Source organism: Streptomyces griseochromogenes, from assembly GCF_001542625.1.
GTDB lineage: Bacteria > Actinomycetota > Actinomycetes > Streptomycetales > Streptomycetaceae > Streptomyces > Streptomyces griseochromogenes.
The window spans coordinates 9457338-9480169 of the sequence record NZ_CP016279.1; the positions used below are offsets into that span (position 1 = coordinate 9457338).

The 22832-nt window shown below is 71.2% G+C and carries 24 protein-coding genes and 1 tRNA gene; 8 read left to right on the top strand and 17 right to left on the bottom strand.

The features are described 5' to 3' along the window. Window positions 1–57 precede the first annotated feature (57 nt). Window positions 58–133, top strand: a tRNA-Arg gene (locus tag AVL59_RS41115). A gap of 519 nt (window positions 134–652) precedes the next feature. On the opposite strand, the gene AVL59_RS41120 is transcribed toward AVL59_RS41115, so the two are convergent. Next, window positions 653–931, bottom strand: coding sequence for a hypothetical protein (locus AVL59_RS41120; RefSeq protein WP_067314658.1), 279 nt, complete (start codon window positions 929–931; stop codon window positions 653–655). A gap of 74 nt (window positions 932–1005) precedes the next feature. Next, the gene (locus tag AVL59_RS53095) at window positions 1006–1767 is read right to left on the bottom strand and encodes a hypothetical protein (protein WP_067314660.1); all 762 of its coding nucleotides are present in this window, start codon (window positions 1765–1767) and stop codon (window positions 1006–1008) included. A gap of 117 nt (window positions 1768–1884) precedes the next feature. Between AVL59_RS53095 and AVL59_RS52870 the strand changes: the two genes are divergently transcribed. The 4 genes from AVL59_RS52870 to AVL59_RS41140 all read left to right on the top strand — a co-directional run bounded on the left by AVL59_RS52870 (window position 1885) and on the right by AVL59_RS41140 (window position 4094). Next, on the top strand, window positions 1885–2178 hold the full coding sequence (locus AVL59_RS52870) for a hypothetical protein (protein WP_159400206.1): 294 nt from the start codon (window positions 1885–1887) through the stop codon (window positions 2176–2178). A gap of 357 nt (window positions 2179–2535) precedes the next feature. Continuing rightward, entirely contained in the window at window positions 2536–3006 is a 471-nt protein-coding gene (locus AVL59_RS41130; RefSeq protein WP_067314662.1) for a hypothetical protein, read from the top strand. Between the two features lie 216 nt (window positions 3007–3222). Next, on the top strand, window positions 3223–3525 hold the full coding sequence (locus tag AVL59_RS41135; RefSeq protein ID WP_067314664.1) for a hypothetical protein: 303 nt from the start codon (window positions 3223–3225) through the stop codon (window positions 3523–3525). 269 nt (window positions 3526–3794) lie between these two features. Further along, a complete protein-coding gene (locus AVL59_RS41140) occupies window positions 3795–4094 on the top strand; it encodes a hypothetical protein (protein WP_067314666.1) in 300 nt (99 codons plus the stop codon). Window positions 4095–4234: 140 nt separating this feature from the next. On the opposite strand, the gene AVL59_RS41145 is transcribed toward AVL59_RS41140, so the two are convergent. From AVL59_RS41145 to AVL59_RS41180, 9 genes are all read right to left on the bottom strand, one after another. After that, complete coding sequence (locus AVL59_RS41145; RefSeq protein ID WP_067314668.1) at window positions 4235–4594, bottom strand: hypothetical protein; 360 nt, start codon at window positions 4592–4594, stop codon at window positions 4235–4237. A 482-nt stretch (window positions 4595–5076) separates the two neighbouring features. Then, the gene (locus tag AVL59_RS52875; protein ID WP_159400207.1) at window positions 5077–5349 is read right to left on the bottom strand and encodes a hypothetical protein; all 273 of its coding nucleotides are present in this window, start codon (window positions 5347–5349) and stop codon (window positions 5077–5079) included. 164 nt (window positions 5350–5513) lie between these two features. Beyond that, the gene (locus tag AVL59_RS41150) at window positions 5514–5870 is read right to left on the bottom strand and encodes a hypothetical protein (RefSeq protein ID WP_067314670.1); all 357 of its coding nucleotides are present in this window, start codon (window positions 5868–5870) and stop codon (window positions 5514–5516) included. Between the two features lie 341 nt (window positions 5871–6211). Beyond that, window positions 6212–6433, bottom strand: coding sequence for a hypothetical protein (locus AVL59_RS41155; RefSeq protein WP_272481927.1), 222 nt, complete (start codon window positions 6431–6433; stop codon window positions 6212–6214). A gap of 353 nt (window positions 6434–6786) precedes the next feature. After that, window positions 6787–8199 (bottom strand): condensation domain-containing protein, encoded by a 1413-nt coding sequence (locus AVL59_RS41160; RefSeq protein WP_067314674.1) that lies wholly within the window; start codon window positions 8197–8199, stop codon window positions 6787–6789. A 350-nt stretch (window positions 8200–8549) separates the two neighbouring features. Then, window positions 8550–9416: a tyrosinase family protein gene (locus AVL59_RS41165; protein WP_067314676.1), complete on the bottom strand. Its 867-nt coding sequence runs from the start codon at window positions 9414–9416 to the stop codon at window positions 8550–8552. After that, on the bottom strand, window positions 9400–9912 hold the full coding sequence (locus AVL59_RS41170; protein ID WP_067314677.1) for a tyrosinase family oxidase copper chaperone: 513 nt from the start codon (window positions 9910–9912) through the stop codon (window positions 9400–9402). Before AVL59_RS41170 ends, AVL59_RS41165 begins: the two co-directional genes overlap by 17 nt. A 149-nt stretch (window positions 9913–10061) precedes the next feature. Next, window positions 10062–10661, bottom strand: coding sequence for a vitamin K epoxide reductase family protein (locus AVL59_RS41175; protein ID WP_372450369.1), 600 nt, complete (start codon window positions 10659–10661; stop codon window positions 10062–10064). A 278-nt stretch (window positions 10662–10939) separates the two neighbouring features. Next, window positions 10940–11530, bottom strand: a complete 591-nt coding sequence (locus tag AVL59_RS41180) for a hypothetical protein (RefSeq protein ID WP_067314679.1) — start codon at window positions 11528–11530, stop codon at window positions 10940–10942. Between the two features lie 340 nt (window positions 11531–11870). Here AVL59_RS41180 and AVL59_RS41185 point away from each other — a divergent pair, with 340 nt between their 5' ends. From AVL59_RS41185 to AVL59_RS41195, 3 genes are all read left to right on the top strand, one after another. Then, window positions 11871–13793, top strand: a complete 1923-nt coding sequence (locus AVL59_RS41185; protein ID WP_067314681.1) for an AMP-dependent synthetase/ligase — start codon at window positions 11871–11873, stop codon at window positions 13791–13793. A 269-nt stretch (window positions 13794–14062) separates the two neighbouring features. Then, window positions 14063–14650 carry a hypothetical protein gene (locus AVL59_RS53100; protein WP_162494769.1) on the top strand — a complete coding sequence of 196 codons (588 nt, stop codon included), beginning with the start codon at window positions 14063–14065 and terminating at the stop codon, window positions 14648–14650. Between the two features lie 159 nt (window positions 14651–14809). After that, entirely contained in the window at window positions 14810–16045 is a 1236-nt protein-coding gene (locus AVL59_RS41195) for a glycoside hydrolase family 26 protein (protein ID WP_067314684.1), read from the top strand. On the opposite strand, the gene AVL59_RS50015 is transcribed toward AVL59_RS41195, so the two are convergent. Genes AVL59_RS50015 through AVL59_RS41225 form a run of 6 tightly spaced genes read right to left on the bottom strand, consistent with a single transcriptional unit; the run spans window position 16042 to window position 22832 of the window. Next, on the bottom strand, window positions 16042–17220 hold the full coding sequence (locus AVL59_RS50015) for a GNAT family N-acetyltransferase (protein ID WP_099053215.1): 1179 nt from the start codon (window positions 17218–17220) through the stop codon (window positions 16042–16044). The two genes, AVL59_RS41195 and AVL59_RS50015, sit on opposite strands and share 4 nt — an antisense overlap. Continuing rightward, on the bottom strand, window positions 17217–17885 hold the full coding sequence (locus AVL59_RS51095) for a YveK family protein (protein ID WP_067314686.1): 669 nt from the start codon (window positions 17883–17885) through the stop codon (window positions 17217–17219). Before AVL59_RS51095 ends, AVL59_RS50015 begins: the two co-directional genes overlap by 4 nt. 7 nt (window positions 17886–17892) lie before the next feature. Further along, on the bottom strand, window positions 17893–19023 hold the full coding sequence (locus AVL59_RS41210; protein WP_067314687.1) for a glycosyltransferase: 1131 nt from the start codon (window positions 19021–19023) through the stop codon (window positions 17893–17895). Beyond that, window positions 19020–19811 (bottom strand): polysaccharide deacetylase family protein, encoded by a 792-nt coding sequence (locus AVL59_RS41215; RefSeq protein WP_067314689.1) that lies wholly within the window; start codon window positions 19809–19811, stop codon window positions 19020–19022. The genes AVL59_RS41210 and AVL59_RS41215 overlap by 4 nt, the downstream gene beginning before the upstream one ends. Then, window positions 19801–21489: a murein biosynthesis integral membrane protein MurJ gene (gene murJ, locus AVL59_RS41220; protein ID WP_067314691.1), complete on the bottom strand. Its 1689-nt coding sequence runs from the start codon at window positions 21487–21489 to the stop codon at window positions 19801–19803. Before murJ ends, AVL59_RS41215 begins: the two co-directional genes overlap by 11 nt. Continuing rightward, window positions 21486–22832 carry an O-antigen ligase family protein gene (locus AVL59_RS41225; protein WP_079147245.1) on the bottom strand — a complete coding sequence of 449 codons (1347 nt, stop codon included), beginning with the start codon at window positions 22830–22832 and terminating at the stop codon, window positions 21486–21488. The genes murJ and AVL59_RS41225 overlap by 4 nt, the downstream gene beginning before the upstream one ends.

Genomic DNA, 22832 nt, shown 5'->3' on the forward strand with positions numbered 1-22832 from the left:
ACGGAGGCGAAGCAGCCGGGTCGAGGAACGGGGAGCCTTATCCTTGTCCCGCACCAGGCCCCCGTAGCTCAGTGGATAGAGCAGGCGCCTTCTAAGCGCTTGGCCGCAGGTTCGAGTCCTGCCGGGGGCGCCACTGAACCTCTGACCTGGGAGCACGGAAGACGGCGTGCCTTCCCTGCGGCGTACATCGGGCGCCGCCCGTGCGGCACGGGCCTCGGCAACGGTACGGCGCGGTATCGCGGTGAACATAGATGCCGGCAGATGTCATCACCCGGTCGGCTTCGCGTCGCCTTCCGGGGAACCCGTCTCCCCGGCGGCTCGGCTGTCCGGCGATGGACGGGGGCGGCCTGATCACGGCCGGGAGCACCGGACGCCCGTCCGGTGTCGATCAAGTGCCCGGCGGCATCGGACACGCAAGGGCGCTCGCCGATGCCCGGTGAAGACCGCCGGCGATGCCGGACGACGACCGCAGCCGCGCCGGGGGAGCCAAGAGCCCCCGCCGACGCGGCTGCGGTACCTCAAACACGACGTCTGTCTGCCGCCGGATCCACGAATTTCCGGAACGGCCGCCTCCCACGGTGTCGCCGACGCCTCAACAGACGGCTCGGCAAGGCATGGCGGTCTCGGGGAGAAGAGCGCGCCACGCGGCCGGTCAGAACGCCCGGCTGTTGCAGCCCATGTCCGAACCGAGGTGGCTCTCCTGCGCACCCGGGTTGCCCTCGCCGTTGAGCGCGTTGCCCAGCGCGCCGTTGATGGCGCCGATTTCGCCGAGGACCGAGATGTTCATGTCGTGCGAACGGCACTCGATGCCCTGCGTGACGTCGAAGTCGTCGCTGCCCTCACCGTGGGCAAAGGCGGTACCGACGCCGAGGGAGCCGACGGTACCGAGGACGGCAGCGCCCACGACGGCGAACTTCTGAAGCTTGCGCATTTCTTCTCCGTTGGTCGAGCGGATGCGATCCGCAGCAGATCGAGTTGGGACGGCGGACGGTTACGGGGAGGACATCAGCCGAGTCGGGGCAGACCCAACTGGCCAACGGGAGGCGCCGCGACCGATCCGAGGCCGAGCGGGGCCACCTCCGGCGCGGGCGGCGCGAGCAGCGGGTTGATGAGCGGGTTCACCTGGGGGTTCACCTGCGGGTTCACCTGCGGCGCGACATGCGGCGCGGGCTCCGGGTTGAAGGCCTGGGGCACCTCGACCTGCGGGGCGACCTTCGGCATGACCTCCGGCGCCGTCTGCGGGGTGACCTGCGGCATGACCTGCGGCGCCTGCTGGGGGGCGGCCTGCTGCGGGCCGTACGGCGAGTCGGAGCTCTGCGCGTAACCCCTCGATGACGCCGAGGCGGCGGCGTAACCACCCTGCGGCGGGGCCGGCGGCGGCGGAGGCGGGGCCTGCATCATCGGCGGGGCGTAGGACTGCGGACCGGAGGCCTGTGCGATGCCCGTCGAACGCGCCGTCGCCGTGGCCTGCGGACCGTTCTGCTGGGGCGGCTGGTACTGCGGAGCCTGGTACTGGGGTGCCGGATACTGGGGAGCCGCGTACTGGGGAGGAGCCTGGTACTGCGGAGCCGGGTACTGGGGGGGCGCCGAGTACTGCGGTGCCGCGTACTGAGGAGCTTGGTACTGCGGAGCGGGGTAGTCGGGAGCGGGCGCCGGATAGGCGCCTGGGTACCCGAATTGAGCATCGGCGTGACTGACGCCGGCGCCGATGGCGGACAGACCGCCGGCCGCTGCTACGACGAGCGCGGCCTTGTGAAGCTTGCGCATGGAACCCTCGGCCCTTCAATACCTGTACAGGGAAATCCGTTGTATTCAGTGCAGTCTTGCGTGCGCTCAGTCTGATATTCGTACTGCGCCCTCACAGGGGTAATCCTGGGCTGTCACGTGGACTTCACGCCGGAGCAGACAGCGAATCCCCTCGACCCCTCTCTGATCCGTGGCCGCTGCCCTCTCCCAGCCAGGAACGACTTTTCCCCCGGCCCGGTCACGGGCTCCAAAAGCCCGTCACCCGTTTGCCATCGGCCGCAATACCGCTCCCACCCGGATGATGTGGCCCTGGTGCGCGCGGACTTGTCCCTGCGCCAAGAACAGGGATACGAACAGAACGAGATCTTGAGAGCCTTGATGGTGATCGCCGAGCGGCTTGACGAGGCCCACGAGAACCGCCGGCGACTGTGATCGCTGGACGTTATAGCACTCCTGCCGACGAAGACGATCCGGCGGATGCAACTCCTCGGCGTGAAACAGCGATCGACGCGTTCGCCTTACACCCTCCCCGGGTCCGCCGCACCCCCTTCGCGCAAGGGTCAAGCATCACGTCCGGCGCAAATGAGCCAGTGCCGCGAGGCATTGGGGCAAATGAGTGACCAGACCCCGGTTCCCGTGTCCGGTCCCGTACTCATCTCGTTCCGCACAGGGCCAGGACGATGCTCCACCGCAGCCGTACCCAGGGCGGCAGGAACAGCAATGGCTGCACTGGCTCATCAGCATTTCCCATACGTTCCATGCACAGGTCAATGAAGGGCCGAGGGTTCCATGCGCAAACTTCAACAGGTCGCGCTCGTCTTCGCAGCGGCCGGCGGTCTGTCCGCCATCGGCACCGGCCCCAGCGTCGCCACCCCCGTCGAGTTCAACGGCGCCGTTCCGCCACCCGTTGCGCAGCCGGACACCCAGGCCGGCGCGTTGGCCTCCTCCCATGCCACCGCGCGCACTTACGGCACTCCGGCCCCGGCCCCGCAGCGGCCCACCGAGATCACCCCGCAGGTCAACCCGCAGCTGAATCCGCAGATCAACCCGCAGATCTCCCCACAGGCCACCCCGCAGGCGGCCCCGTCGGAGGGCTCCGGGCTGAGCCAGAGCAACCTCTTCCGCCCGGCCCAGGAGTGCAGCCCGCAGAACCTGCTCAACGCGAATCTCCCGGTCGGTCTGCTCGGCGCCGCCCAGACCAAGGGCGTCAGCTGCACCCAGGCCAACAGCCAGGCGAACGCCGCCTCCAGCGCCCACTGAGGCCTGCGGAACACCCGGTCGTCGATGCCCGACGGGCCCTTGGAGGATCGCCCTCGAAGGGCCCGTTCGCATGTGATGCTCCGTCAGAAACTTTTCGCAACAGATCATGAAACCGGCGCGTCGTTGTCCCTTTTAGCATAATTCCAACTAATCTCCGGTGACTGTAAGAAGTCGATCTGCCACAGATCGCATCCACTTCACTCCACCGGAGATGACATGCACAAGCTTCGCAAGGCTGCCGTTCTGATCGCCGCCCTCGGCACCGTCGGACTCGTGGGCGCCGGTACCGCCCACGCCGGCGAGGGCGGCTGGGGCGGCAAGGAAGGCAAGGACGGCGGCAACAAGACCAGCATCCTGCAGAGCTCCAACTGCCGTTCGCACGACCTGAACCTCGACGTCCTCGGCGAGGTCGGCATCCTCAACGGCCTGCTGGGCAACGGCCTCAACGGCGAGGGCAACCCGGGCGCGCAGGACACCCACATCGGCTCGACGATGGGCTGCAACAACTCCGCCTTCTAAGGCGCATGAGGGTCACAAGGTGACCCAGGACGGGAAATGGTCCCGGCATCGAGCTCCAGGCCCGATGCCGGGACCCCTTTTGCGTCACGCGCCGGCATCACAATTCCACTGACCGGTCGGGGCATTCGCGAGCGTCGGTCCAAGACGGTGAGAATCCCCAGAATCCGGCGCGTCGCCGTTTGTCTTCGAATATTTCCTAATACTCTCCGTGACTGTACGAAGTCGATCTGCCACAGATCGCAATCCTCTTCAACTCCACCGGAGATGACATGCACAAGCTCCGCAAGGCCGCCGTTCTCGTCGCCGCCCTCGGCACCGTCGGACTCGTGGGCGCCGGCACCGCCCACGCCGATGGGGGCTACGGCGGCCGGGGCGGCCACAACGGCAGTCGCTTCAGCATCGCGCAGAGCACCACCTGCAGGTCGCACGACCTCAACGCGGACGTCCTCGGCGAGGTCGGCATCCTCAACGGCCTGGGCGGCAACCTGCTGAACGGCGAGGGCAACTCGGGCGCGCAGGAGAGCCAGCTGGGCTCGACCATGGGCTGCAACAACAGCGTCGGAAAGTAAGCAGGAACCCTTCAACCGGTGCCCCGGCCTGCGGCCGGGGCACCGGTGCGTTTATGTCACTAAAAAGCCTCTGTCTCCACCTCGGAATGCAAAAATGCCGGACCGGAAACAATTCCGGTCCGGCATTCTCCGATCGCATCTCAAAGTGTGGGGCGGGGCAGCTTCGGGTGAGGCACCTTGACGCCCTTGGGCAGCGGTGTGCGGTTGGAGCAGTCCACAACCGGCCCGACCTTCCTGGACCCGCCGCCCAGCAGGTAGTTCTCGGGAAACACCACGCGCTGCCGGTCGGTCGTCTTGCAGTCCTGCGTCTGCTTGACGACGTACTTGCCGTCCTTGGAGGTGCGGATGCTCTCGCTCTTGCTGATGCAGGTGGTTTCGGCCAGGGAGGTCTTGCAGTCGCCCGGGAATTCATCGGCATGCGCATGTGCGACGCCGCTGCAGATCACGGCGAGACTTCCGACGAGCCCCGAGACGGTGGCAATCTTCTGCCGATTGAACATGTGCTGTGCTCCTTTGCGATCGGGGCCCGGGCGTCTGCGCCGCTGACCGGCCTGCGCCCAAGCCTTGGAGTGGTTCGGCATGGGGGACCCGACGCCCGGACGCGGTGCGGGCCGCGTCGTGCGACGGCATTGCTGCAGCCCGGGCGCGCACCCTGATGGGTCTTCTGCGCGTCCGGGCTGCCTTTGCCGTTATGGGTATTACTCAGCACACCGCTGAACAGTCCGAGTTGATCCACGACATGGATGTTCAGATCGTGCGATGTGCATAGGGTGTCCTGAAGGATGTCGATACGCCTGTCGTGGCGCTCCAAGGCCGTGTGCGTCGCGGTGGTCCGTTCGGCGGCCGACTGTCGGGCCGACCAGGATGCGGACTGCGGCGCGACCCCCTGAGCTACGGCCTACGGGCCCACGTGGCCACGGCGTTGGCCCGCAAGGAAGCCACCGCGGTGACCTGCGGACCATGGATGCCGTCGGTACGTGCCTTACTTCGAACCGTCGGAGTACTGGCCGTAGCCACCCTCCTCGGGCGCCTCCTTGGTGGGCTCCTCCGCGGCCTTGTCCGGACCGTAGTGCGGCATCGAGTAGTAACCGCCGCCCCACGTGGCCACGGCGTTCGCCTGCGAGTTGGCCACCGCGTTCTGCTGCGAGGGGGGAGCGTACCCTTCTTCCCCACCGGCGAAGCTGACACCGACCCCGAGAACGGACAGCCCCGCGACCGCTGCGGCTACGACGGCAGCCCGCTGAAACTTACGCATGTTCAGACCCTTTCGGTACCTGGGCATTAAGCCCTGGTTGACTACTTAGTGTGAGCATATACACACAATTCGTAGCAATTTGGGATCTGTACATCTGCCGTCGTGTCGGCTCGTGACGAAGAGCCTTTTCGCGTCGCGGCTGCCGGAGGGTTCCGCCGCGGAGCTCAGCCCAGCAGGGTGGGCAATTCCATATCGCCCTTGTCGCCCCGGTCACCCCGGTCGCCCCGGTCGACCGGCATGGACGTGGAGCACGTCACCTCGGGCCCGATGTGCATCTTGCCGCCGCCCACGGCGGCGGGCAGCGTCAGCGGCTGCGTCGGCAGGCACTGTTCCTGGCGGGGGATGAACCCGTCTTCGGACACCTCGCCTTCGATCCGCTGGACGCAGGTGACGTTGCCGTGGGTGTCGCGCGTGCAGACGCCCGGGTCTGAGGCGCCATACGCCTGGGCGACACCGGCGCAGGTCACGGCGAGGCCGCCGAGGAGCCCCGAGACGGCCGCGATCTTCTTCCTGCTGAGCATGTGATGCGTTTCCTTTGTGAGAGGCACCCGGGCGTCGGGCGCCGAGTTGACCTGCCAAGGGCGACTGCCGCGACGTTCACCGCGCGAAGAATGCGCCCATCGTCTTGGGCGGTTGGAACGAACGAATGCGATCTGCGATCGGCCGGTCCTCACGACTGCCGCGGGCCAATCCGGAAAAGGCGGCAACCGCTCATCGGCGCACCGGACTTCGGATCCGTCACGACGACGCGCGGGCCACAGGAGCGGTCTCGCGCTCCGGGCCACCGTGCGTGAACGGGCACCTTCGGGGGATGCCCCCGAAGGGCTCGCGGAAAGCGTCGCGCACGGTTACTCCGCCGACCTCAGCCAGTGAAGGCGTTGTTGAACTGGCCGCAGGTGGTGTCCATGTTCTCGCCGAGACCGAGCACCCCGATCGGGAGGTTGTTCTCGGCCACCGTCTGCGGACTGCACTCCTGGAAGGGGCGGTAGAGGTCGGTCACCCTGAGCCCGCCGTCGTGGGCGTAGGCGGTACCGGCACCGACACCGACGGCGGACAGGCCGCCGGCCGCCACTGCTGCGATCACGACTTGCTGAAGCTTACGCATGGAACCCTCGGTTCTTCATTGCCTGCACATCGAGGCTGATTGCCTACCGTGACTGAATGAACACTAGCAGTAGCGATAGAGGGTATTCCACACTGCCGGATATCCGTGTCCGAGAAAGAACATGAGCACATCCGCGGAATCCTGGAGATCAGCCGAACACATCGCGGCGCAGGCCCACTTGGCGAAGGCGCGAAATTCGAACCTTCGGCCAAGTGATGAGAGATCGCGTATCGCGGACGCGGACAGTACCCGCGCGAGGTACACCAACACCGTTGCAAGAAAAGGGGAGTTGTGCGAGAGGCTCGGAACGACGATATCCGTGATCCGTAATATTACGAGAAAGTCGGCTGCTTGGCCCGGATACGCTCACGCGCGGCCACGGACACGACCAGGTTCCGCAGACCCTCGAGATAGCGCCGCACGTTCTTGTACGCGATGTCGGTGTCCGGGTAGCGGCAGGCGAACCACAGGCCCTCGTGCAGCCGGTTGACCCATGCGCACACCTGGTCGCCGTACGACACCCGCATCAGCCCGTACGCCTTGCGCTCGGACCAGCGGTCCGCGCCCGGGACGACGCGGGCGTCGACGTACGAGACGATCGAGTGCAGGTCGGGCGAGGTCGGGCGGAAGTCCGCGCCGAGCAGGCGCAGGACCCGGGCCAACGGGATACGCGCCAATGACCGGTTGGCCTGCAGCTCGGCGCGTACCGCCACGAGTGCCCCGTCGAAGTCCCGCGCCGCGGACACCTCGATCGGAGCGGCGCCGACGTACCAGCCCACGGAGTCCGCCCAGGTGGACTTCAGCCGGGTGTGGAACGGCACGACCGTGCGGTAGACCGGCTGCCCGCCGATCTCGTGGACGATCAGGCTGGTCGCGGCCAGGATGCCGACCAGACTGCCGCCGTAAGGCCTGCAGTACGCCTCGAACGCGGCGGCGGCGTCCGCGTCCACGAGCGGCTCGCGGATCAGCTTCTGGGCGGGCAGGGCGTCGCCGGGGCGCAGTCCCAGGTCGACGGGGAAGTCCGGGAGCTTGCCGTCGCAGCGGCCGATGAACTCCCGCCAGCAGTCGACGATCGCGTGCGTGTCGTCGATGCCGTCCGCGTTCGCGCGCTCCTGCTCGCAGAAGTCCACATAACTGCTGACCGGCGTCTGGGCCACGGCACGGCCCGCGAGCCCTTCCGTGTACAGCTCGTGGATCTCGTCCGGGATGCGCTGGATGGAGTAGGCGTCGACGTTGGTGTGGTCGAAGGCCATGTACACGCTGGTGGAGTCGTCGCGGACGACCGCCGTGTAGATGAGGTTCGGCCAGCCGAGCGCGTCCGCGGCCACGTCGAATCGGTCCTGCAAGTACCGCACCAGCGCGCCCTCGTCGGTGAAGTCGCCGATCACCTCGCGGCGCAGCGACACATCGTCCTCGTCGAGGGTGAACCGGTGCATCTCGTCCCCGGCCCACCGGAAGCCGCTGCGCAGCGTCTCGTGCCGCAGTGTCCAGCCGCGCAGCGCCTCCTCCAGCGCGTCCAGTTCCGCGCGGCCCGGCAGATCGAACGCCGCGCCGACCCAGGTCGGCACGAACAGGCCGTCCTCGCGCACCGATCGCGCCGTTCTGATGTGCCCCTCCTGGATGTACGCCGGCGGGCGCGAGTCCGTCGGCAGCGCTGTCGCCGCCGCGACGGTCGCCGGGCTGAACGTCCACTCGACGAGCTGTCCGGGCCGGACCTCGCAGCGCTGGATGTCAGAAATTCGCACGGGCGTCTCCGTTCGCAGAAGGCACAGAATCGGTCAAAGGGGTGCCGTGCGAGCGCGCGGTCGCCGCCGTGTCGCCGGCTTTTCAGCGGAACGCGTGATGTCTCGAACGGCGAAGCGATCGGCCGGCGGCAACTTCCCGGTGCCTCCGCCGCCGTTGGGTCCGGGAACCGGCACTCACGTGGTCGAGCACGGCAGGGCACCGGTTCGCGCGGTGTGGCGGCGGTGGCGAAGTCGGGCGGCGTGGCCGGGAGTTCGCCGCGCGCACCGGTGAAGCGGTCGCCGAATTCCCCGTTCAATAGGGGTGATAGGGCCACCATCGCCGTGACCGGCCGGAGCTCCTCGCCCCGGCCTCACACGTACTGGTAGATCTCACTCAGGTCCTCCAGCTGGTCCGGCGTCACGTCCCACGGCGGCAGCCTCTCGTGCCGGGCCACGATCCTGTGGTGCTCGGCGTCGTGGGCTCCGGGCGGCTCGGCCGGGAGGTAGCGGTGTTCGGGGTGCCGCTGCTGCCAGCGGGTCCACTGCAGGTCGACGAAGGAGTGGTGCAGCCAGAAGACGGGGTCGTTGGCGGCGCCGCCGCCGAGCATCATGCCGCCGACCCAGCGGTGCACCCGGTTGTGGTTGTGCCAGGAGACGCTGCCCCGGCCCGCCCCCCAGCCCTCCAGCTTGTTGCGGAACCCCCGGGTGACCGTCGAGTCCCAGGGCGCCGTGTCGTAGACCGGGTCGGCCAGCGCCGACTCCACATCGCGGGCGGTCGGCAGCTCGATCGGGGCGCGGGCGCGGCCGAGGTCGCGGGTGAGGTAATGCCCGTCGGTCACACCCTCGTTGATCTTCCAGTGGCCCGCCCGGTAGGCGAACGGGCCGGTCGTCACCTGCCGGTCCGAGCGCCGTCCGTTGCCGCCGAGCAGATCGTCCAGCCACGGCACGGAGGCGGTCGTGCGATCGCGGGTCCAGTCCCAGTACGGCACCGTCACCGATGGGTCCACCCGGCGCAGCGCGCGCTCCAGTTCCAGCAGGAACTTGCGGTGCCAGGGCAGGAAGGAGGGCGTCATGTGGGCGGCGCGCAGCCCGTGTTCGCCGTCGGGGGTGTTGTACGCGATGTGCATCCGTACGAACTCGTCGTACTCACCGCGCCGTTTGATCTCCAGCAGGGCACCCACGAGCCGCCGTCGCTCGGTGCTGGTCAGGGTGCTCACGTCCTTACGCGTGTACGCCATGCTCGCCACCCGTCTGCATCGGCCCTCCGCCCATCGGCCCCGGTGCCAGGTCGCGCAGCTGCTCTCCGGGGCTCAGCTCGTCGACCGCCGCGCGGGCCGCTTCGAGCGGGGTCGGGTACGAGCGGTAGTGGTCGACCATGCTCAGCCAGGTGCCGTCGGCGCGGCGCATCAGGTGCAGCGGGCGGCCGTCGACCGTGACCTCCCACCGGCCGGCGGCCCTCCCCCGCTCTCGGCTTCGATCGAGCGGGGGGACCTCCGTCGCCGCGGGGACCTGGACGCCGTGGATGTGGCGGCCGCGGTAGGTCTCGTCGAAGGCGGCGGCCTGCCGGCCGTCGTCCTGGGAACGCGGGGGCCGCTGACAGGCCGCGGCCACGGGGGCGAGCGCCACGGCGACGGCCGAGAAGAGCAGCCTCCGCGTCGCGTCCCGCCGTGTTCCGCCCGCCCCCGGTGTCCCGCGCTGCCCGCTCATCGGCACTCGGCCGATGCCTTGGACCATCGTTTTCTCCTCGTCCGGTTCGGTTCTCCGAAGCGGTAACCACCCGACGGCCCTCCCGGTCACCGACGTGCGGCCGGACCGGTGACAGAGCCACGGCACGCGACCGCCGGGAGCACCGGAGCGACGCCTGCCGCGGGACCGCCGGGTGATCATCTGGTCCAGAAGTCCCACCAGCGGGTCAGGATCAGCATGCCGACGACTCCGGTGTGCAGCAGGGGCAACACCCAGGTGAACTCGGCGAAGAACGTCCGCAGCCCGGCCGGCGCGGGCAGGAACCGGTGCTGTACGGCGAACGACGTCACGTACCAGAACAGCACGATCGTGGCGACCCAGGCGAGGCAGCACCACAGGCACAGCGCGTTGATCCGGTACAGCGACTCGAACTGCAGCCACGACACGAACCCGATGCCGAACACACAGCCCGCGTCGAAGGTGAGCCAGTACCAGCGGGGGAACGCGGCGCCGGCCAGCAGGCTCATGCCGACGCAGATCACGACGCCGTAGGCCACCAGGCCCAGCATCGGATTGGGGAATCCGAACACCGCGGCCTGCGCGCTCTTCATGACGCTGCCGCAGGACACCACCGGGTTCAGGCTGCATCCGGGCGTGAAGTGCGGGTTCTCCAGCAGCTTGAACTTGTCGAGAGTGATGACCCAGGAGGCCAGCAGCCCGGCCGCGCCGGTGAGGACCAGGAGCAGTGCGAGGCCGCCGCCGCCCGCGGTCCGGTGCGCCGGCTCCGCCGACGTCACGCGCACGGGCCGCAGGCCCACTGGCCGGGCTCGGCGGTGCCGTCGACGCGGCCGAGGGGCAGGCCGTCGCCCGGGCACGCGGGGCAAAGGGGGAGCGTTTCGCCGCGGGTTGAGGTCACCGCGCGACCCTATCGAGGCCCGGCGGTACGGCCCGGTGCCCGCTCACCCGTCCGGGCGAGGGCGGCCCAGGCTCCACACGATCGAGGGACAACCCCGCGACGTCCCTCGAACACAGCGTCAGCGGTGGCGGAGCGGCGGTGCCGGCGTGGCCGCGGCGGCTAGGAGGCCGGGACGGGCAGCGGCGGTAGCGGCAGGGACGGCAGCCCGGGCAGGTTGGGGGCGGGCAGACCGCCGGAGAGCAGCAGGGCGGCGAGGTAGTTGACGAGGCCGGTCAGCACGCCGTTCACCGCCGGGACGACCTGGCTCGCGTCACCGGAGGTGACGGCCTTCAGGAGGGCGTCCAGCGCCTTGATGAGCGCGGCGAGCGCGTCGCTCGTGAGGTCGGCCCGTACCTTGACGCCCGGCGTCTGGGTGGCCTCCGCCGTGGCGGGCGCGGCGCCGGACACCTTGGCGATGGCGTCCTTGGCGGCCTGGACGAGCTGGGCGGCCTGGTCGGCGGGGAGCTGGCCGTTGTCGGCCTTGAGCACCGCGTTGAGCAGGTTGGTGACCGGGGTGAGGACGGTGCCGAGGTTGCCGAGGCTCGTGACCTGTTTGAGAAGCGCGTCCGCGCCGGGGACGGGCGCGTGGGACGCCGCCTGGACGCGCTCCTGGCCGGAGTCGGCCGCGACGGCGGCCGGGCCGGTGACTCCGGCCAGGAGGCCGGCGCAAAGCGCGGTGGACGCGATGCGCCGGACGGACAAACCACCCATGACGGGTTCCTTTCGATGGTGCGTCGGATCTTGTGCCCACCGTGAAATCGCCCACCACCGTCTGCAACCGGTCCGCCGCACAAGGTGCCCGACAGCCCGTCAGGATCGCCGGAACACCCCTGGTCAGACGAGCCGTCACGGCCATCCGGGGGGACCCGGTGATCCGCCCGCCCATTCGGGGCAACGCCGGCCGGCCGCCCCTCGGGCCGGCGGGACGGCGCCGTTCACGCCTTTGCCGGACCCATTGACCATTTCTTACGCGTGAGTAAGTTGACTCCGCGGCACTTCCACGTGGGTGCGTACACACAGCAGGTCAGCCGAGCCGCGACCGGGAGCCGTCATGGGCGTACGCAGGGATCTGAGACGGGCGCGGCGGCGCACCGACCTGGCGGCGCGTACGCGAATCGAGCGGATCAGGGACGACGACGGCACGGTGCGCGAGGTCCGCGTGGCTCCCCTGGCACCCCGGAGCACCCGCGGCAGCACTGCCGACATCCCGTTCACCAACGCCCGGGAGGCCCCCGGCGCCGTGGTCCTGCGCCGCAGGGAGAACGGCGCCTGGCGCCCGGTGACGGCCGCGGACTTCGCCCGCGAGGTCACCGCCGTCGCCAAGGGACTGATCGCCGCCGGCCTCGAACCAGGAGGCCGGGTCGCCCTGATGTCCCGCACCCGCTACGAGTGGACGGTCCTGGACTTCGCGATCTGGGCCGCCGGCGGCCAGAGTGTCCCGGTCTACGCCACCTCCTCCGCCGAGCAGGTGGAGTGGATCGTCCGCGACTCCGGCGCCCGTTTCGTCATGGTGGAGACCGACGAGAACGCCGGGACGGTCGCCACCGGCACCGCCCGCCACCCCGAACCCCCGCGCGTGTGGCGGCTCGACGCCGGAGCGCTGCCCGAACTGGCCGCCCTCGGCCGGGACGTGCCCGACGAGGAGGTAACCAAGCGCCGTACGGCCCTCGCGCCCGATACGGTGGCCACCCTCTGCTACACCTCCGGCACCACCGGACGGCCCAAGGGCTGTGTGCTCACCCACGCCAATCTCCACGCCGAGGCGGCCAACACGGTCGAGCTGCTCCACCCGATCTTCAAGGCGGCCACCGGCCAGGCGGCCGCCACCCTCCTCTTCCTGCCGCTCGCCCACATCCTGGGCCGCACGGTGCAGATCGCCTGTCTGCTGGCGCGGATCGAGCTGGGCCACTGCCCGAGCATCAGGCCGGACGAACTGCGCCCGATGCTCAAGGAGTTCCGGCCCACCTTCCTGGCAGGCGTGCCGTACCTCTTCGAGAAGATCCACGACGCCGGGCGCGCCACCGCCGAGCGGATCGGCCGGGGCGCGTCCTTCGACCGCGCCGACCGTGTCGGGGTGCGCTTCGCGGAGGCGTACCTGGACAAGTTCCTCGGCACGGGCAAGGGCCCGGGTATCGGCCTGTACGCCGCCTGGGCGCTGTACGACCTGCTGGTCTACCGGCGCATCCGCAAGGAACTCGGCGGCCGGGTGCACTATGCCATCAGCGGCGGCTCGCCGCTCGACCGCGATCTCAGCCTCTTCTTCCAGGCGGCCGGCATCCTCGTCTTCGAGGGCTACGGCCTGACCGAGACCTCCGCCGCCGCCACCATCGTGCCGCCGCTGAACCCGCGTCCCGGCACGGTCGGTCTCCCGGTCCCCGGCACCGCGGTACGCATCGCCGACGACGGGGAGGTGCTCATCGAGGGCGGGGTGGTCTTCGGATCGTACTGGAACAACCCGGCGGCCACGGAGGCGGTGCTCACCGACGGCTGGTTCGCCACCGGCGACCTGGGCTCGCTGGACCAGGACGGCTGTCTCACCATCACCGGCCGCAAGAAGGACATCCTCGTCACCTCGGGCGGCAAGAACGTCTCCCCGGCCGTCCTGGAGGACCGGCTGCGCAGCCGCCCGCTGATCGGCCAGTGCGTCGTGGTCGGCGACCGGCGCCCCTTCGTCGCCGCCCTCGTCACCCTCGACCCCGAGGCGGTCGCCCACCGACTGTCGGCCGGTGAACTGCCCCCGGACACACCGATGTCGGAGGTCGTCCGGGACCCGCGGATCCGCGCCGAGGTGCAGCGGGCCGTGGACTACGCCAACGAGGCCGTCTCCCGCGCCGAGTCGATCCGCGCCTTCGCGCTGGTCGAGGGCGAGTTCAGCGAGGAGAACGGGCTGCTCACCCCGTCCCTGAAGGTCAAGCGGCACGCGGTGACGACCGCGTACGCGGAGCGGATCGCGGCGCTGTACGGCGACGGGTGACCCGTCGGGCAAGGGCGGGCGATCGGGTGAATTTCCGAGTATTTCATGCTTCCTGGTTACTTCGGACATCCACATCTCGTTCACAGTCTGCTGGTCGTGGCGCGTGTGAACGTGCGGCATCACGGTCCCCGCGACGACCCCGCGGAACCCGGTGATCGACGAGATGGCCCTGGAGCGGCTTCCCCTTCATCCGGCTCCGGGGCCGGCTTCCCGTCCCCCCTGAGAGAAAGACAACGAGAGTGCGACAGACCCTGAGCAAGGGATTGATCGTGGCCGCAGCCGCGACAACCGCCCTGTCCCTGTCCGGCACATGGGCGTCCGCGGACTCCGGTTCGCTCGCGACGGCGGACTCACCTGCCCTGACGGCGGGCGACATGGGCCCGTGGGACACCATGGACGAGCCGGACGCCTTTCAGCCCGGGCTCGGAGAGGGCGGCGCCTCGGCCTCCAGCTCCGCGCTCGCACAAGGTGTCGCGAAGAAGGCGCACCGGGCGGCGCCGAACACCGACACCCCGGCCACCCCCACGCCCACCCCCACGCAGAAGCCGCCCCAGTCCTCCTGCCCGTGCTACGGCGAGGACGAGCCGCCCACCCCCACTCCCACCCCCAGCAAGCCGCCGACCTGGTCGAATCCTCCGAAGGTGACCCCGCCGGCCTCTTCGACGCCGACGCCCGTCACGCCGAAGGCACCGCCCGCGAAGACACCGCCCGAGAAGCCGGCCCCCATGGTGTCCACGCCTCCGGAGATGGCCCACACCGGCGCCGCGGACATCCTCGGCGCCACGGCCGCGAGCGGAGTGCTGCTGACCGCCGGAACCCTGCTGTTCCGGCGGGGCCGGGCCGCCTCCCGCCGGTAGCGCATGGGGTGCCGGACGCCTCGCGCCCGGCACCCGTCGGCTTCTTTTCCGATCATCCTTGCGGACGATCGGCGTCGAGCCGCCCGACTCGTTTGGTGCAATGAGCGTATATATGGCTATGCCTGAGCCGTAAGGCATAGCCGCGCCAAAGGAGTCGGAATGTCGACTGGGTGTCGTCGGTCCGCCCTCGGACGACTGGCGTTCGCCGCCGCCGGGGTGGTGGTGTCGGCGGCCGTCGTCGTAAGCCCGGTCCTGAAGGCCGACGCCACAGGGAACCGGGGCGCACAGCGCTGCCCGGGGCCGGCCGGCCCCGGCCCTTCGGCATGCCCGGGCAACGGGGCGCCCCCCTCCCCCGGAACGACGGCGAACTCGCCCGCGCTCGGGGCGTACCTCAACTACGGGCCCCTCGGGGTGGAGCTCATGAAGGGGCTCAGCAACTGGCTCGACGGCTCCGAGGTACGCGTGGGGCGTACGTATCTGCCGGGTGACCGGTGGAGCAACATCGAGGGGGCGCCGGGCTTCCTCGACAGCTGGGCCGGCTGGCGGCGGGCCAAGGCCGACCGGCTCCTCGTGCTCAACGTGCCGATGATGGAGCGCAACGAGGGACGCCTGCCCGACGCGGAGGTCCGCCGGCTGCTGCGCCGCGCCGCGGCCGGCGAGTTCGACGAGCACTTCCGGGCCCTGGCCCAGCGGCTCGTCGAACTGGGGGTGCCGGACACGGTCCTCGTGCTCGGCTGGGAGATGAACGGCATCACGTACACCCACCGCTGCGGCCCCGATCCACAGGACTGGCAGACGTACTGGCGGCGCATCGTCAGCGTCATGCGCGCGGTGCCGGGACAGGAGTTCAGGTTCGACTTCGCCCCGAACCGGGGCGCGGACGCGGTCTCATGGCCGCGGTGCTACCCCGGTGACGACGTCGTCGACATCATCGGCATGGACTCCTACGACCAGCCGCGCGGGATCACCTTCGACAGGCAGGTGTCCGAGCCCTACGGCCTGCAATACCACGTCGACTTCGCGAAGGCCCACCGCAAGCCGATCTCGTATCCCGAATGGGGGCTGTACCGCAACGGCGACAGCGTTCCGTACATGCTGCGGATGCTCGCGTGGATGGACGAACACAAGCCGTTGTACGAGTCGGTCACCGACTACTGCCCGCACGGCGTGTGGCTGTGCTCCACCAATCCGCGGGCGTCCGCCCTCTTCCGCGCGGCGCTGTCCGGTCGGCGTGGGCCGGACCCGGCATCGGTTCCGCCGGGCTCCGCCCCGCCCGCGCCCACGGCTCCCCCCACGCCGCGTCCGACACCGAATCCGGCGCCGACACCGACGCCGCGTCCGACGCCCGCCCCGTCGTCCCACTGCCCGTGCAATCGGCCCGAACTCCCCCGCTAGACGGAGCACCCGGCCGGCGGGGCGCTCACTCCCGGCCCGGGCGGCGGCAGCGCCGGGCGGACTGGCGGGGATCCGGCGGTGGCGTCGCGGCGCAGGACCTTCTTGGCCCAGCCGCGCGCCGCGGCCTCGCCGGCGGCGGCCGCGAGCAGCGGCGCGGTGCGGCGACGGGCCAGCAGGAAGCGCTGGTTGACGACCGTCCGCGGATCCCAGCGGTACTTGTACGGCTCCTTGCCGCGCAACAGGCTCAGGACGTCGCTCGCGCCCTCGGCCACGAGATGCTCGGTGGAGGCGCGCAGCAGCATCGTCGCCACGTCCGCCCTGCGCTCGCGCAGCCGCGGGTCGACGCCGTACAGATAGATGCCCGCCAAGTTCCGTGACACCAGCGTCAGTTCGACCCCGACGACCGCTCCGTCGAGCGTGAACTCCCGTACGACCGCCTCGCCGGAGCGGACCATCGGGCCCGCCGAACGGACCAGGTGCTCCAGGAAGCGCGGCCGCAGGTGCTCCGGCGACACCTTCCGGCCCTCCCACTGCAGCCGGTGCAGCTCCAGCAGACGGCGCAGCGCGTCCTCGGTCTCGTCGTGACCGACGAGGCGCCATTCGACGCCGAGCCGGGTCAGCTTGTTCACCTTGTTGCGGATCCGCTGGGCGCGCGCCGACGGCAGCCGGCGGATCAGCTGGTCCATGGGTAGGGCGGGCAGCTCCAGGCACGCGGAGTCGGACACCCGGTGCCGCGGACCGCGCCAGCAGAGGTAGACCCGCTCCACCGCGCCGCCCGGCCGCACCTCACGGAAGTCGATCAGAGCGGTGCCGGCCAGTTCGGCCAGGGCGTCCGCGAGCGCCAGGGCGCCCTGGGCGGCCGCCGTCTCGTCGAGGAGCACATCGCAGAAGTCGGAGATGGCGCCGCCGATCGGCACCAGCGCGGGCCACGGGCGGCGCACCCGCATCAGCGGTGCGACGGCCACCAGTTCACCGTGCCGCCGTACCAGGACGAGCCGGAGCCCGCCCTCCGTCCCGTACGACAGCCACCACGAATGCAGCCAGGCGTGGCTCTGGAACGGTGTCACCGACCGGCAGGCTCCGTACAGGCGCCCCCACTCCCCGGCCAGCTCGGCGAACGCGCGCTCGTCGGTGCACACCTCCACCGACAGCGCGCGAACGGACGCGGCCGTCACCGCACCCCCTGGGCCTCGGCGGCGGGAGCCGGGCCGGGCAGCTGCGCCCGCCCCGGGTCGCCGTCCTCCGTCGCCCGCCGGGGCCGGACCAGCAGCGCGAGACCGCCCAGCAGCCCTCCGGCGCTCGCCCCCACGAGCGTGGTCAGCGCCGGGGACGCGGACGACGGCTCGGTGGGGGTGAGCGCGGCGGACAGGCGCACCAGCGTGATACCGGTGGCCTTCTTGGTCTTCTTGGCCTGCGCGGTCACCGCGCCGGACACCGCGTTGGCGATGTCGGCGGCCCGGGCGGGGCGTTCGGAGGTCGCCGTGATCGCGATCATCGGCGCGTCGGGCGAGGTCGCGGCCCGCACGCTCCTGCGCAGCAGCTGGACCGGTACACCCGCCCGCACCTGGGCCTGCCCCAGCACGGCGAGCTGGTTCACGACACGGCCGTACGCCTGCGCGAAGCCCAGGGCCGCCGCGGGGTCGGTCTTCGATTTCTCGGCCGGTACGGCGATGACGTAGCTGGAGGCCGTGTACTGCGGTGGCCTCATCTCTCCGTATGTGCCTCCGGCCGCGGCGCCGAGCAGCACGCCGACCGGGATCAGCCATCGCACGAGCAGCCGTGCAGCGGTCGCGAGCAGGCGCCGGGTCAGCCGCACGGGCTGGGTGGGGGTGTCGGTCATCAGGGACTCATTTCCAGGTCGTGCCGGACAGGACGGCCGTGTACACGTCCATCAGCTGCCGGGAGGTGCGCTCGATGCCGTAGTGCCGTACGACGTCCGGGACGGCGCGTTCGCCGGGTCCCGCCGCACGCAGCCGCAGCAGTTCCCGCGCGAACTCCTCGGCACCTCCCGTCAGACGCCGGGCGCCCGGAGCCGTGTGCGGGGGCAGGTCCTCGAGGGCGGGGGCGGTCGTGTACAGCACGGGGAGCCCGGCCGCGAGCGCCTCCAGCACGGCCAGGCCGAACGTCTCGTCCGTGCCGGGCGCGGCGAGCACGTCCATCGCGGACAGCAGGGTGGCCATGTCGGGCGCGTCGCCGCGCGGATCCGGCAGGTAGGGGAGGTCGCCCGCCAGGACCACCCGGTCCGCGATCCCCAGCTCCCGCACGGTGCGCCGCAGTGCCTCCTCCTCGGGCCCGGAACCGGCCAGCAGCAGCCGTGTGTCGCCGGGCATCCGGGCCACCGCGCGCACGACCACGTCGAAGCGCTTGGCCGGGACGAGACGGCCGATGCCGCCCACGACGTACGCGTCCTCGGGCAGTCCGTAGAAGGCCCGGGCCTCCTTGCGGCTCACCTCGTCGAACCGGAAGCGGTCGGCGTCCAGGCCGTTCGGTACGACGTGGATACGTCCGTCGGGCACGCCCCAGCGGCGCAGCAGAGCGGCGACGGTCGGGGAGACGGCGACCGTGACCCGGCCGAGGCGTTCGGTGGCCAGGTACAGGGCCCGGATGCCCGCGTTGAGGGTCCTGCCCTCCAGCCGCGTCGCGCACAGCGAGTGCTCGGTGGCCACCACGGCCCGGACACCGGCGAGACGCGCGGCGATCCGGCCGTACACGCAGGCCCGGTACAGATGGGTGTGCACCAGGTCGTAGCGGCCGGCGCGGATCTGCCCGGTCAGGCGGAACAGGGCGGCGACGTCCCGGTTGCCGCGCATGGGGACGTGGGTGACACGGACGCCGTCGGCCGCCAGGCCCTCGGCGACCTGGCCGGGATCGGTCAGGGTGATCACGTCGCACTGCGCGGGCAGATGGCGTACCAGCAGGCGCAGTTGCTGCTCGGCTCCTCCCACGCCGAGACCGGTGATGATGTGCAGCACTCTCATGATGCCTCCACGGTGCGTCCCCAGAAATGAGCCAGCCGCCGCTTCATCTCCAGGCGCGGCGCGGTGTCGGCCTGCCCGATGTGGATGCGGGGCAGCGCCAGATCGCCGGTGTTCCCGGTGCCGGGTGCGATGGCGCAGGCGTAGCGGTATCCGGCGGCGCGCACGGCGGTTCTGACCCGCGCGTCGAGCGTGCCGTACGGGTAGCAGAAGCCCTGGATCTCCTGGCCGGTGATCTCGGCCAGCAGGGCGTGGCTGCCGTGGACCTCGGCGTGCAGCACGTCGTCCGGGACCCGGCTGAGGTCCAGGTGCGTCAGGCTGTGCGAGCCGACCTCGACGCCGGCGGCCGCGAGCCGGCGGATGTCGTCGACGCCGAGCAGCCGCTTGCGCGGGCCGGACACCTCCCAGTCGTTCTCCCCGCCGAGCCGCCCGACCACCGGGAACACGGTGGCACCGCATCGATGGCGGCGCAGCACCGGCAGCGCGCTGGTGAGGAAGTCGGCGTACCCGTCGTCGAAGGTGAGCCCGACCAGCCCGCGCTCCTCCCCCCGGGCCCGGGCGGCGAGCAGTTCGCGCACACTGACCCCGCGCAGGCCACGGCCCCGCAGCCAGGCGAGCTGACGGTCGAGGCGGGCGGCGGAGATGGTGATGTTGAACGGATCCTCCGCGCAGTCCGAGACGGAGTGGTACATGGCCACCCAGGCGGCGGGGCCCCGCCGGGGTCTTTCCCGTACGACCGGTTCGCGGTCCCGGACGGCCGCAGCGGGAGGTTCGGAGGTGTCAACGGCCATGGCTATGCCTTCGTGTGAGGGAGCGTCGGAGGGTGAGGAAGGCGAAGGGGGCCAGCGACCGGGCGCCCGCCGCGTCGAGGACCCAGGCCAGCAGCAGGTAGGCGACGGTGACACCGAGGCAGCCCGCGGTGACGGCGGCCGGCGGCGAGCCGAACGGCTGGACGCAGACGAAGCCGGCTCCGGCGGCGCCCACGGCCGCGCCCACCGGCTTGGCCAGTTCGGCGACGATGCGGCGGACGCGGACGGCGACGCCTCCCCGGCCCAGCCCGCGCAGCAGGAGCAGCGCGCTGAGGGTGATGCCGACCGAGTTGGCCGCGGCGATGCCGCACGCGCCCCAGGGCCCCACGGCCCAGGCACCGAGCACGGCGGTGGTGACCATGCCCACGGCCATCACACCCGTGGGGTACCAGGTGGTGCGGCCCTCGGAGAAGTACGACCGCGCCAGCGCGCCCACCAGCGTGTGGCCGAGCAGCCCGAGCGTGTACACCCGCAGGACGGCGGCGGTCGCCGCGGTGTCCTCGGCCGTGAAGGCGCCGCGCTGGAAGAGGAGCTGGACGATCTGCGGGGCGCACGCGGTGATCGCGGCGCCGCCGAGCAGCGCGATGCCGGTCACCATCACCAGATCCCGCTCGATACGGTCCCGGGCCCGCCGCGTGTCGCCCCGGGCGATGGCCTGCGCCAGCACGGGGAAGGTGACGACGCACAGCATCAGCGCCAGGGACATGGGCAACTGGCCGATCTTCTGCGCGTAGTTGAGGTGCGAGATGGCGCCTGCGGGCAGCTCGGAGGCGAAGTGGCGCTCGATGAGCACCTGCGACTGGCGGCACAGGGCGAAGAGCAGGACCGCGGAGACGAGGGCGAGCGTGAGCCGCCGCTCGGCGTCCCCGTCGCCCGCGGCGGCGGGTCTCACGGGCCGCTCGGCGAGCCGGCGCCAGAGGGACGGCGCCTGCATGGCGACCATGAGGCACCCGCCGAGGGCGACACCGAGGGCCGCGGACCGCACGCCCCAGTGCCGGCTGAGGACGAGCATCGCCGCGATGATCGCGGTGTTGTACGCGACGTAGATCGCCCCCGGGGCGAGATAGGAGCGGTGGGCCCGCAGCGCGGCGCTGCAGTACCCGGCAAGACCGAAGCTCAGCACGCAGGTCGCGGTCAGCCGGGTGCAGGCCACGGCGAGGGACGGGTCGGGCAGGCCGGGCGCGAGGACGCCGACCAGCACCGGCGCCCCGGCCGCGAAGACGGCGGCCAGGGCGGCGAAGACGAGGCACAGCCGCGGCAGCGAGGCGGCGACCAGCGCGCGCACCGGGTCGGGGGCGGCGCTCCCGGCCGCCCGCCGCGCCAGCGCCACACTGAACGCGGGCACGAGCACGAACGCCATCCCGTCCTCGATCAGCAGGGTCGATGCGATTTCCGGCAGGGTCCAGGCCACGAGGAACGCGTCGGTGCCCGCGCCGGCACCGAAGAGACGCGCGAGCGCCTGGTCCCGTCCGAGTCCGAGCAGCGATCCGGCCACGGACAGCAGGGCGGAGAGAAACGTCGCCCGCGCGAGGAAGCCGCCCGAGGGGGCGGCCGTCCGGTCGGATTCCGCCGGGCCGGAGCGGCCGTCGACCGGGCGGGGGCCGTCCGCGCCGGCCGCCTGATCGGATGTGTTCCCGGCCGTGGCGGATGTGAGCCTCATCGGGCGTCCGCCCGGGCGGCGGTGGCCGTCGCCGCGTCACCTGCCAGTGCCCACCAGGCGCCGAGGCCGAAGCACACGGCCGTCAAGGCGGTGGAGGGTCCGCCGATGTCGGCGTAGAGGAAGTCCACGAGCTGCCACACCAGCAGCCCGCAGGCCGCGACGGCGCAGTCCCGGGCACGCCCCTCCGGCCGCAGCCGCCGCAGTGCGCAGACCAGCAGCGCCAGCCAGCTGCCCGCCACCGTGAGCACGCCCAGCAGCCCCTGTTCGCTGAGGACCAGCAGATACATGTTGTGCGGCGAGAGCAGAGCCTCGCGCCGGAAGACCTGGCCCGCTCCCTCGATGTCGCTGCCCGAGGACAGCGCGAGCGAGGCGTGCCCGTCCCGGTGTTCGGGGAAGGCCTTCAGTCCGACGCCGGTCACCGGGTGCCCCAGCCACATGTCGGTGGCCGCCGCCCACAGGCTGTAGCGGTCGACGACCGACTGATCCGGTGCGGCCGCGACCTGGGTGATGCTGGTCAGCCGCTCCTGCAGCATCGCGGAGCCGACGCCGAGCCCGCCCACCAGCACCACCGAGGCCGCGGCCGCCGCCGCGAACACCTTCGCCGCCCGCCGCACCCCGGCCAGCAGCAGCTGCGCCCCGCAGGTGACGGCCGTGGCGATCCACGCACCGCGGCTGAAGGACACCGCGAGCGGCATGAACAGCGCCAGCGCGCACCCGGCCGCCGCCACCCGCTGCCGCCGCGTGGGCGCCCCGAGGGCCAGACCCGTCGCCACCACCAGTGCGAACGCGACGACCGTCGCCATCCCCATCACGTCGGCCGGCCCGAAGGTGCCCACCGCCCGGATGTAGGCGCCCTGGTACGAGGCCCCGGTTGCGGTGAGGTACTGGCGCACCCCGACCGCGCCCTGCCACAGCCCGAGCCCGACCAGCGACCAGAGCAGCAGGCGGGCGTCGCGCCGGTCCCGCACCAGCAGCACCACCGCGATCGGGACGAGCACGAACACCTGCAGATAGCGGGCCAGTCCGGTGAGGGCGTCACCGGGCGTCACGGCCCCGCCCGCGGCGACCGCGATGCCCACCACGGGCAGCCCGAGCACGACCGCGGCCGTTCGCGTCAGCGGCCGTCGCGCCTGCCGCACGGTGTGTACGAGGGCCCACAGCACGACAAGGCCCGAGGCCGCGTCAGCGGGTGTGACGCTGCGGTCCGGTGCGACCGGAAGCCCGAGCAGGACGACGACCGCCAGCACGGGCAGGACGGGCAGGACCGAAAGGACGGAGCCGGGCCGGCGCAGCGCCGGCAGCGCGAGCACCAGCGGGGGCGAGGCCGCCGAGGGAGTGCTCAC